Here is a 12,425-nt window from a genome sequence, read left to right on the forward strand (position 1 = left end):
CCCTCTCCTCCTCTCTGCTAAATAACGCCTTCTTCATATTCAATCTTGTCCGCGGCTTCATGCAGGGCCTCAATCAGCTCTGCAAGACCGCCAAGCGTCGGCGCGGCGAACAATTGCTGCAGGGTCATTTCAATGCCAAGCCGCTCCTTCATTGCGTTGACACACTGGATTGCACGCAGGGAATCTCCGCCCATATGGAAGAAGCTGTCCTCCAGACCGGGCTCCCCGCACCCAAGCACCTCTTGCCACAGCGCCGCAAGCTGCCGCTGCAGCTCTGTAACGGGCAGAACGCCCGCCTTCGCCGCAGGTCGTTCCATACGTAGACCGAGAGCGGCAAGCGCTTTGCGGTCCACTTTGCCGTTCGCGGATAACGGCAGCTCGTCCAGCAGCATAAGGGCGGCCGGCACCATATAATCCGGCAGCCTGCGGCGCAGGACATCACCCAGCCGCTCCGGCACCAGATGCGCCGCCGTCTCCGGCGCCTGTGCAATGAACAGCTGCTGTCCATAAATTTCGGAGGCAAGCTCGGCCTCCGGACTGCCGCCGACGAGCCGGTATCCGGCCTCTTGCAGCAGTTCCTTCCACCGCTCGCCCGGCAGGAGCGGAAGCTGTCTGTGCTGCCGCTCATCCTCAAACCGGCTGAAGCCATCTTCGAAGAAGCCGGCTGTCGTCAACAGCAAGGTGCTGTCCTCTACAGCTTCCGTGAACAGCAGAATGCCGCCTGGCGCCAGCAGCTGCCGCAGATGCTTCAGCATCGCCCCGATCTTGACGGCGCGGTGCAGCGTGTTGTCCGCTACGACAACATCGTACAGATGCGGCTCGCAGCCTTGCGTCTGTGGATTCTCATTCATATCGAACCGCATATATTCCAGCAGATCGGCCTGACTATGCCCTGCTCTTGCACGCTCGATGAAGAAATCGGACTCATCCGAATACATATAATGATGTCCGCGTCCCGCAGGAAGCAGCGGTGCCAGGATATCGGCAAAGCCCCCGGAGCGGGTTCCGATTTCGAGCACACGCAGCGGCTTGTCCGGGTGATGGGCGTGAATGATTGTGCGGAACAGCGCCTGCAGCAGCTCGTTGTAGAACGGAGCCGCTGCGTTATACGGATGAAGCGCCTCTGGCGTCAGAAATGTATCCTTCTCCAAAAAAAGCTCCAACGGCTCGATGCCGCCTTGCAGCAAGCCGGTAATGGAAGCGCGGGATTCCCGGAACAGTCTGTGTACCTGTTCGATCTTCATCGCAAGCCCAGGATGCCGCTCCAGTACTTCCGCCGCCCGTCCGGCCGGCATCTCCCGGGACAGCGGCCGGATGGCTGTATACATGTCACTCGGCTCGCGCTCCAGCCAGCCGTCCTCCACGAGCGCAGCCAGCCAGTGGAGCAGCAGCGTCTCATAACGCGGCTGCACCTTCATGCGCCGCATCAGTTCATGCTGCGAGCAGCGCTCCCCTTCCCGCGTATACAAGCCGCAGCCAATGAAAGCATCCCGGATGGCGCAGATGCTGGCGCTCTCAAGCTCATACCGGTATGCGGCGATCGCCTCTGGATCGGCAGCAGACAGCAGTCGCTTCATGGTCAGCTGCTCCGCCGCTTCCAGCTCCTGGCGGCAACGCCGCAGCGTCTCAGCATCGGCGCTCTTCAGTTCGAACAGCTCCAGCTCCGGATTCGAATCCAGGACGTCTTTCCCCATTTGCTCAAGATTCCCGATTTGCCCGATTTGCCCAACTTGCTCAATTCGCTCAATCTGTCCAATTTGTTCAACCTGCCCAACAACATAGCCCGTCAGCCGCTGCTCTCCCGCCTCTTCACCGGCGACCAGCACGACGGCCTCCTTCACACCTGGGAGCTGCTTCATTGCCGCTTCAATCTCGCCAAGCTCGATGCGATGCCCCCGTATTTTCACCTGATAATCCTCGCGCCCGAGAAACTCAAGACAGCCGTCCGGCAAATAGCGTCCCTTGTCGCCCGTAGAATATAGGCGCTCTCCTGTGCGAGGGTGAAGGATGAACCGCTCCCTTGTCTTGTCCTCGTCCCGCCAGTAGCCCCGGGCAAGCCCGGTTCCGCCGATGTACAATCCCCCGGGTACCCAGACGGGACAATCTTCCAGCAGTTCATTCAGCACGTAATAGCGCTGATTGGCTAATGGATAGCCATAAGGGATGCTTTTCCATTCAGACTTAATATCTTCAATAACAAAACAGTTGGACCAAATGGAAGCCTCGGTTGCTCCGCCAAGCCCTGCCACCTGCGCGTTCCGGAAAAGTCCCCGGATTCGTTCCGGCAGATCCAGCGGAATCCAGTCGCCGCTGAGCAGAACGAGGCGCAGAGCCTGGGGAAGCTGCTGATCCGGCTTGCGGGCAGTATCTTTCGCCCCTCCGCAAGCATGCTCCAGCAGCATCTGCATGAAGGCCGGGACCGTGTTCCACAACGTTACCTGCTCCTGCTCCATCCAGGCGAGCCAGCGGGCCGGATCTCTCAAGCTCTCTGCCTCCGGCAATATAATTGCCGCTCCCGCCGCCAGCAGACCGAACACGTCATACACCGACAGATCGAAATTCAGACTGGACAAGGACAGCACCCGGTCCCCGCATCCCACCCCGAATCTGCGGTTAATATCCAGCACCGTGTTGACCGCGCCGCGATGGTCGATTATGACCCCCTTCGGCTTGCCCGTCGATCCCGACGTATAGATGACGTAAGCCAGATTTTCCGGCCTGGACGCAGACCCCGGCGCAGTTTTTGCATGCTCGCCCGGCGTTATCCGGTCCGCCTGAAGCCGCTCAATACCCTCCGGCCACGCAAGCCCGCCGTCAATCCACGATTGGGTGAGCGCAACTTTAACCCCGCCATCTTCCAATATTTCATGCAGACGAGCCTTGGGATAGGATGGGTCAAGAGGCAGATAAGCCGCCCCCGCCTTCAAAATGCCAAGCGCCGCCGCCACCTGCTCCCAGCCCTTCTCCATCACGATCGCTACAAGCGTGTCAGGCAACACGTTCCGTTCGCGCAGCAGCGCCGCAATCTCATCCGACAGGCGGTCCAGCTCGCCGTAGGTCAGGATGCGTCCCGAAGCGATGACGGCGAGCTGTTCCGGCCGCAATGCAGCCTGCCGTGTGAACAGCCCGTCCAGTGTATCGGGCGATAGCGGCGCCGCCGTCTCATTCGCCCTGCGCCTTGCCTCAAGCCGCGGAAGGTCGATCAGGCTCGCACGAACCGCCTGCCATGAACGCTCATCCTCCGCCAGCCTCAGAAGCAGCTTGCAATAGGCTTCGAACATATCCTCCAGCATCCCTTCCGGGAACAATCCCTCTACCGTATCCCAAATGAGGAGCAGCTCGCCGTCCTGCTCGACAACCTGATGATCGAGCCACACCTGAGGTGTTTGGGTAATGTTGTACACCAGCTTGCCAAGCCATCGATCGCCTTCCCCATCCTCATTCCAGTTGTCAACGCCAAGCGCGCTGGTGAAGACGATCGGCATGCTGCCGCCCGTATGAGCTCCGCTGCGTCTCGCCAGCTCGCGCTGAACCTGAACCCCTCCAACAAGAGGATGATCCAGATCGTCCCACAGCCGCTGCTGCACGTTACGCGCCCGCTCCAGGAACGTGCAGCCGGATGCCATATCAACGGCAAGCAGCGTAAGCGACGTGAAATCGCCGACGAGTTCGCCGACTTGCGGATGAAGCGGGAGGCGGTTGAATTGAGTCAGATTGATTGTAAAAGCGGTGTTCCTGCTCCAGGCCGCCAGTGTCTCGGCATATGCTGCCAGCAGCAGCCCGGACGGAGACAGCCCGGCCCTGGCCGCTTCCTTGCGGAGCTTGTCCCATGTCTCGCGCTCCAGCCGGACATCTTGCCGGCAGAAACGCTGCCGTGTGATGGATTCCGGACTTTGCGCCAGCACCAGATCGGGAGCGGGAGGCAGATCGTCCAGACGATCCAGCCAATACTGAAGATCGCGCTTATAACGTTCGGTCGCTTTGAGCTGCTCCTGCGCCAGCACATAATCGCGGAAAGACAGTTCCAGCTCCGGCAGAGACCCTCCCGGATTGCGGTACAACCGCCCCCATTCGCTCAACTGATGAAACATGCTCCAGCCGTCAAAGAGCAAATTGTCGAAGCTGATCTGCAATCGCACCCGGTCGCCTGGCAGCAGTGCGGCACGAACCTCGAACAGCGGCCAGCTATCGGCGGCGAGCACCTGATGCGACATTTCCTCCCGTACGGCCATAAGTCGCATCTCCGTCTCTTCCGCGCTCCGCTCCCGCCAGTCCGCGACCCGAATCCGGTAGTCGGGCACATCCTGCAAGATTTGCTGCTCCTGCCCGCCGGGAAGCACGATCGCTCGCATCATGCCATGCTGCCTGATCAGGGTCTGCCACGCCTGCTCTACCCGCATAATATCCAGTCCGATGCCTTCGATTTCAAAATAGCAATGCGTTGATACATTCCCCAGCGCATACACACCTTCCCGGCCCAGCCAATAGGCTTGCTGGATATCCGTTAGCGGGAAAGGAAGATGCTCTTGCCCGGCTGCCGGCACCAGCTGTGGTAAACCGGCGGAATCGCCGTAGTGCCCCCCGGCCTCAAGCAGCGCTTCAACGCGCTCCGCCAGTCCGGCAATCGTCGGCGCTTCGAACAGGCTCCCAAGCGGGAGCTGTATGTTCAGCCGTTCGCGCACGCGGGAGATCAGCTTCACCGCCAGTAGCGAATCACCCCCAAGCGAGAAGAAGTTATCGCTTGCCCCAATATCCGTATTGCCCAGAATGCTGAACCAGATATCGGCAAGCTCGCGCTCTACCGGTGTGCGCGGCAGCGTCTCCGTTACCGCCTGACCAGTCTTCTGCCAGTTTACGGGAGACGGCAGCGCCCGGCGATTCACCTTGCCGTTGCCGTTTAGCGGCAGCCGTTCCAGCGGGAACAGGACAGCAGGCAGCATATAGTCCGGAAGTCTGCTGCTCAAATAATCAGCCAACCGCTGCGGATTAAAGCGCCTTATGCGAGCTGGAGCCTGCGCGGCAATAACATGCATCCCGTAAACATCCGCCGGTTCATCCGGCCCGGGGAACAACGCAGCCGCCGTGTATTCCTTACCAGCAAGCAGCTGCTTCCACTGCTCTGCCGCAAGGAGAGGCTGCTTCGTCATCTGCCGCGCATCCTGAAAGCGCGTGAAGCCATCCTCCAGAAAGGCCGTTGTGATCTGCTGCAGCCGACTGTTTCGGGTCATCTCAAGCGCCAGCAGCAGCCCTCCGGGAGCAAGCAGCGACCGGACATTGGCAAGGGAGGATTCGATATTGCGGGCACGGTGCAGCGAATCCGAGGCAAGCACAATATCGTAGCTGTGCGCGGCGAATCCCTGCTCCATCGGCGAACGGTCAAGATCAAGCAGCTGACAGGTAACATGGGCGCCAATGGCTCCAAGCCTCTTCTCCGTTCCACGGAGAAAATGTGCCGATGTATCCGTCAACGTATACGACGCTTCATCCTCCCCCCGCCGCTCAAGGCAGGAGAGCATCGTCCGCGTCAAGCTGCTGCTGCGCGCCCCGATTTCAATTATGCGCAGCCGTCCCTGGCTGGCCTTCTGCCGTACAGCAGAGTCAATCAACAGCCCAGCAAGCCCGAGACGCATGTTCATTCCCGGCATTGCCTCCATGAGCCGCTCTGGCGACAGATCGGCATCCTTCGGGAAGAACACCTCCAGCGGATCGGTCTTGCCCTGCAGCAGATCGGCGCTGCTGCGGCCGACCTCTTGCAAATACGCTGCAATAGCCTGCGCCGGACTACCGGCACACTCCGAGTCCGCTTCCGCCGCTACGGCCGCAGCCCGGGCAAGCCCGAATACACCAGGCGCATGCTGACGCACACAGCCTCCCGCTCCCAGCTCCTCCAGCCAGCGCTCCATCATGGCGCGGTATCGCGGCTGAATCTGCCCGTGATGGATGAGATCATCCAGCGTATATACCTCATCCCCACGGTTAAAAATGCCCAGCTTCTGAAGTGCCAGCAGCATATGCCGAGCGCTCAATTGTTCGGTCAGCTCCCGGAATCGGGCATATTCATCCGGCGCAACCGCCTCCGGCAGACTCTGGAAAGTCCGCTGACGGCCCGCCTCTAGTACAGACGACCACAGCGCTTGCGCTTGCTCGTCGCTGACGGATTCCTCATCCATGAGGAAGTGCCCGCCTCCTGTATCCGGGACAACGTAACCAATGAGACGCTTTGATCCGGGCAGATGCTCTGCCGCCGTCACAACGGCGTCAGACACGCCGGGATGTCCTTTCAGCGCCGTTTCAATTTCGCCCAGCTCGATGCGGTGGCCGCGTATTTTAACCTGATCATCCCTGCGGCCCAGAAACTCGATAATCTTTCCCGGCCAGTACCGCCCCAAATCCCCCGTCCGGTACCAGCGCGAGCCATTCCACATCACAAAACGCCCAGCGGTCAGCTCCGGATCGCCACGATAGCCTTGTGCGACACCGGCTCCACCGATCCACAATTCTCCGCTCACCCAATCGGGACAGTCCCTTCCCTTGTTATCCACTACCCGGTACAATTGATTGGAGAGCGGCCGTCCATACGGAATCGAAGTCCAGCTGTCAGGCAGCGGCAAGCTTACGTCATAATAATTGGACCAGATCGACGCCTCCGTCGCCCCGCCCATTGCCACTACCCCGCTGTTATCCGCAGTCTTCTGCAAGCGTTCCGGCAAATCCAGACTGATCCAGTCGCCGGAGAGCATCGCAAGGCGAAGCGAAGGGAGTGTCCGCCCTGAGCTGTCCGCAGCTGCAAGCAGCATATCCAGCAGCACCGGTACCGAATTCCACAGCGTTATTTCATAGCGCAGACACTGCTCCAGCCAATAATCCGCATCACGGCGTCTCTCCTCCGGAATCAGGACAAGCGAGCCGCCAGCGCCGAGCAGTCCGAACAGATCATAGACGGATAAATCGAAATCCAGGGCGGATACCGCAAGCATTTTATCGCTGGAGCTTACATCGTAGCGCTGATTGATGTCGGCAATCGTATTCCACGCAGCAGCATGACTAATTTCAACCCCCTTAGGTTCGCCCGTTGACCCCGAGGTAAAAATAATATAGGCCAGCTGCGCCGCATCGACTTCAATCGGCTCCGTCAGCGGAGCGGCGGCGAGCGCATCCTCCATTTCCAGCACTTCCTCCACGCCGTGCCATCCGGCTGCTGAATTCTCGTCGCTTGAGCTGGCTAGAACGCAGCGAATCCCCGCCTTGCGATGAATCGCTTGCCGTCTGGCAGACGGCTGCGAGATGCCAACAGGCACGTAGCAGGCTCCTGCTGCCAGAATCCCAAGCACCGCAGCAACCTGCCCGAGTCCGCGCGGCAGCGTGACGGCAACCGCATCCCCTCTTTGTACCCCTTTTTCCAGCAAAAAGGCGGCAACCCGCAGCGCCTGCCGGGACAATTCACCATAGGACCACATCATTCCCGAGGCGCTATCAATGATCGCCGGCTGTTCCGGCTGCATAGCGGCCATGCGGAAAAATGGCGTGTGCAAGGGAGCTGCCGGCTCCATACGCTGTGCTGTTTGGTCAGTTTCTATCCGCCTAACTGCTTGGCTGTCCTCTATTGGCCGAACCGCCTGGCTTGCGTCCATAGCCCGGTCCGCTTCGCTTGGCCCCATACACCGGGTCGCTTGGCTTGCGTCCACAAGACCGGTTGTTCCATTTCCATCCTCAACTTCCGCCGCCCGGTCTGCCCGTTCTGTCTCCCACAGCACATCGACCGAATCGGACCAGTCATTGGAGCGCCCGGTAAGCCAGACCATCAGAGTACCCAGCGCGCCGAACATATCGTCAAGAAGTCCTTCGGGGAATAGCTCATCGACGGAATCCCATGATAGAAGCAGCCCGCCATCCATTTCGTAGATCTGAAAATCGAGCCACACCTGAGGAGTCTGCGAAATCATATAGCCCAGCTTGCCGAGCGTATTCAGACATTCCCCGTTAAGCAGCGGCGTGCCCAAGTTGCAGGCAAACACGACCGGAGCGAAATCCCTCTCGCCCGGATGAAGGCGCGCTAACTCCCGCTGCAGCTGAACACCGGAATAGGCGGCATGCGCCACATCCTCATGGAAACGGGACTGAATATCCTTCACTCGCTGTACAAAAGGCTGCGAGGTCTCGCAGTCAACGGACAGCAGCAGCAAATTTGTGAAATCTGCCACGACTTCATCAATGCCCGGCTCGCCGCTCTGCCGATCGAACAGCGGAATATTCACGAGAAACCGGGATTGGGTGCTGAACCGGTCCAGCACTTCTGCATAGGCGGCAAGCAGCACCATCGCCGGTGTAACTCCACTCGCAGCCGCCCGTTTTTGCAGCAGCTCCCACTTCTCCGGCTCCACAATGAATGAACGTCTGGAGAAGACAGGCTGCTTCACCGTCTCCGGTCTGACCCTTAACGGCAAGCCCGGAGCAGATGGCAGCCCGGGAAGGCGCTGCTGCCAGTACTCCGCCGCTCTTTCTAACTCCGCAGCGCGGCGGGCTTCTTCCCTCCCGAGATAGGCGGCGAAGCTCCAGTTCTTCGGCGCAGCAGGCTCAACGCCCCGCGCATAAGCCGCGGCCAAATCCCGCAGCACAATATGCAGGCTCTGCACATCGGCTGAGAGCAAATCAATATCGAAGTGGAGGCGGGAGCGGCCTTCCGTCAGCAGACTTAACGCCAATCCGGCTACCTGGCCCTTCTCCACTTCAAGGCGCCGATGCGACAGCTGTTTCCGTATCCCGGACAGCTCCCGCTGGCGTTCATCCTCCGGACAGTGCCGCAGATCATACACAGTCAGCGATCCCGCACAGGCTTGCTCCATCAGCTCTTGCCGTCCATCCGGCAAATACCGGGTGCGAAGGCTGCCGTGATGGTCCTGCACCTGCCACCACGCCCGTTCCAGACGGTCTGCCTCAAGGCCATTCCCGTCCAGCTCCAGATAGGCATGACAGCCAACGCCGCCGAGCGGCTGATCATCGCGCCTGCCGATCCAGTACGCATGCTGTACATCTGTCAGCGGAAACGGCTCATTTGTTGGCACAGGCTCACCCGGCCCATTATGATTATCTGCGTTGTTATCCGTATCAATTGCTTGATTATCACGGTTGAGTAAAGCCCACCAGTCGCAAAATCGGGGCGAAGCAATCAGCTCGGCGAAGGTGACGGAACCCCCCATACGCCGCCAATTGCTGACCATTCGCATCATTTGCAGTGAATCCAGTCCCAGTTCGATCAAATTTTGCCCATCTTCAAAATCGAGAGACTCCGGCAGCATGCTTTGAACTTGCCGCCGCATCTCCTCATAGCTCAAGGAAGATTCGGAGGCATTCGCCAAGTCCGGTTTCAGCTTCCCGTTCATACTGGATTCCCCCTTTCTTCATCAAGACAAGTCCAATCATTGACGCGCGGTTTCCTGTTCGGCGCTGGAAGCAACCAGTCTTGCCGAGAAGCTGCTCAGCTTCTCCCTTGTCTCCTCCAGCTCGCGGGCCGGCAGTGACATGCCGACAACACCGGCTCCGGCCTGGAGCCATGCGGCTCCATCCTGCTGGAAGATCGTCCGCAGTACGAGAGCGGCATCCAGCGCCCCGCTGCTGTCCACGGTCAGAACGGAGCCGCTGTACAGATTCCGGGGCTGATCTTCGATCAGGCCGATCGCCTCGATCGCTTCCCTTTTGGGGATGCCGGAGGCGGTCACCGCCGGGAACAACACCCGTAACGCGTGCCAGGCGCTGCAGCCATCCTTCAGCTTGCCTCTCAGCCGGGAGCCCAGATGCTGCACCGTTCCCCGGTTCATAACGGACATGAAGTCACTGACCACAATGGTGCCGCTATCGCATACCTGCTCTAGTTCCTCGAACGCCAGCTTGACGGATACAGCATGCTCCGCAATCTCCTTCGGATCATTGATTAACTCGGTTCTCAGCCTGTTCTCTTCGTACTTGCTGCTGCCGGCGGAGCGCGTACCCGCCAGCGGAAGTGTACTAATCCAGCCGTGAGCGTCAACCTCGACGACGGTCTCCGGGCTGAATCCGGCCGCTTGCAAGCCGCCCAGATTCAGGAGATACGATCGCGCCGGATTGTTGGCCCGCCGGCCCGCCACATAACTCGCAACCATGTCAAGCTCGCGGTTAAGCGGAATCCTCCGGGACAGGATTACCTTCTGATAACGGCGCTGCCGGATATCCTCCACGGCTTGTCCCACCTTGCCGAGATAGGCTTCGGCACCACTGGTGGCTGCTTCCGGACAAGCCGCTCCGGCCCGATCCAACCTGCACGCAAGCTGCTGTGCTAATCTCCCGTTCAGCAGCGATTCAACGATCTGCTTCAGCATGTCAAGCTGTTCCCGGGCAACAGCCCGGAGCAGCATTTCACCGCCGCGGAAGCGCACTTCGGCCTCGGGGATGCACAGCTTCAGCAGACATGGATTTTCGTTAAGAAGCGGCAAGCCCTGATAGTACCGGGCCAGTGAGAAATTCGCAATGCCGTAGGCTCGCCAGTCCGGGAGCGGGACCCCGCTCAATGCTTGCTGAAGCCCCTCACTCAAGTCGAGATTCGGCAGCCGCAGCGTATGCGATCCCGTCTGCAGAGTAATGAAATCACTGTCGGCAGTCAGCATGGTATGAATGCCGAGGCCGATCGAAAGCTCGTCCCGGTTCTCATAGAGTACATATTGATCATACAGACCGCAATCGATGAGCTGTGCCGCCACCAGATGAACATCGCCTGCAAAGGCAATCGTTGTCTCCCAATAACGCATCTCTACGCCGTCCACTTCTGCTGCTGCCACGGATTGCAGTGAGGAAGCCATCTGTCTGAGTTTGGTTTTATCCACTTTACCGACACTGGTCAGCGGCCAGCCGGCAACGAACATTATTTGATCCGGCATTTTGTAGCGGGCTATCCCCTTCTCCCGCAAGAAACGGTGCAGATCAAGCAGGCCCGGCTCCTGAGAGTCCGTGATAACGCAAGCACAGCTTCGCTCCCCGAGCCGCTTGTCGGGCAGGCCCACGATAACGATGTCCTTCACACTCGGATGCTGAAGCAGCAGGGACTCGATTTCGGCCGGATCGATTTTTTCCCCTGCACGGTTAATCTGCTCTTTGATCCGCCCGCCGATTTGAATATGGCCTGCGGGTGTCCATCTGGCAAGATCTCCGGAACAGTAATAGCCCTCTGCCGTAAAGGACTTGCGGTTCTGTTCGGGTGCCCTATAGTAGCCGGTAATCGTATAGGGCCCGCGGACCATCAGCTCCCCGAACTGCCCCGGGGCAGCCTCGGACCCGTGCTCATCGACAATTCGGATCTCGTCCTGCTCCGACAGCGGCTTGCCCTGGCTGCTCCATATCGCCATATCATCATCATCCAGCGCCGTACAGCAGATCAACCCTTCCGCCATGCCAAACACCTGCTGCAGCCGGCAGCCCAGCTCCGGCATAATCCGCCGCGCAAGCGACTCCTCAAGCATCGCCCCCCCGACCTGCACCACCTCCAGACTGGAAAGGTCACTTGCCTTGTTCCACTCCAGCTCCTCAAGCCACAATTTAACGAGGGCGGGCACAAGTGATGTAATCGTGACGCGCTCACGCTCAATCAGCGGAAAAGCTTCATCACAGCTAGTAGTCGCACACATGACCACTTTGCCGCCAGTGGCAAAGATGCCCATAATGCCGGGGCAGCACAGCGGAAAATTGTGGGCGACCGGCAGCACCGCCAGATAAATGCTATGCTCGCTCAATCCGGCCCGCCTCGCGGCAGCCTCGGCATTATAGAAATAATCGGCATGACTTCGCGGAATGAGCTTGGGTGTGCCGGTCGTACCGCCGGACAGCAGCAGGAGCGCTATATCCGAAGGCTCCGGTCCGCTCAGCTCCATCGGCGGCCTGATCACATCGGCGAGGCGGATAGCCTCCGCGCTGTTCCCGTCAACAATCAGATTTCTGACGCAAGCATGGCTGCTCAGCAGCTTACGGGCCATCGCAGCATAATCGAAGCCCATCCATGTATCCGGCACGATATAGGCAACCGGCTGCGCGAGGCTGAAAATCCCGTCCAGCTCCCCTTCCCTATGGGCAGGCAGCGCAAGTACAGGCAGAGCGCCGATTCGAAACAAGGCGAAGCAGCTGGCCACGAACGATATACGATTCGGAAGCTGGATGACAACGTTGTCGCCCTTTCCGATGCCCAGTTGGGCAAAACCGGCCGCCAGCTCATCTACCCGGCGATCCAGCTCCCTGTAGGATATCCTCTTGTCGCCCTCTACTATAGCAGTGCTGCCGCCATATCGGTTGGCCCATACTCTCAAATGCTGTCCGAGCGTTAATGGCTGATACAGACCCAGCCACTCCTTCCGGGAAGCGTGATTGCCCAGCTCTTTGTTACTGTTCAACATGGTTCTCCTCCTCGC

General features: G+C 59.5%; 2 protein-coding genes. Both read right to left on the bottom strand.

Going from position 1 to position 12,425, the window contains the following annotated elements; translation table 11 throughout:
- Positions 1-17 precede the first annotated feature (17 nt).
- The gene (locus tag KIH86_RS06995) at positions 18-9,380 is read right to left on the bottom strand and encodes a non-ribosomal peptide synthetase (protein ID WP_223084888.1); all 9,363 of its coding nucleotides are present in this window, start codon (positions 9,378-9,380) and stop codon (positions 18-20) included.
- A gap of 36 nt (positions 9,381-9,416) precedes the next feature.
- The gene (locus KIH86_RS29955; protein WP_223084889.1) at positions 9,417-12,410 is read right to left on the bottom strand and encodes a salicylate synthase; all 2,994 of its coding nucleotides are present in this window, start codon (positions 12,408-12,410) and stop codon (positions 9,417-9,419) included.
- Positions 12,411-12,425 lie beyond the last annotated feature (15 nt).

It is taken from the genome of Paenibacillus sinensis, from assembly GCF_019904155.1.
In the GTDB taxonomy this organism is placed as follows: Bacteria; Bacillota; Bacilli; order Paenibacillales; family Paenibacillaceae; genus Paenibacillus_AQ; species Paenibacillus_AQ sinensis.

Coding starts and splice junctions, on each gene's coding strand:
- KIH86_RS29955 (WP_223084889.1), bottom strand. CDS start 12,410: ATGTTGAACAGTAACAAAGAGCTGGGCAATCACGCTTCCCGGAAGGAG.
- KIH86_RS06995 (WP_223084888.1), bottom strand. CDS start 9,380: ATGAACGGGAAGCTGAAACCGGACTTGGCGAATGCCTCCGAATCTTCC.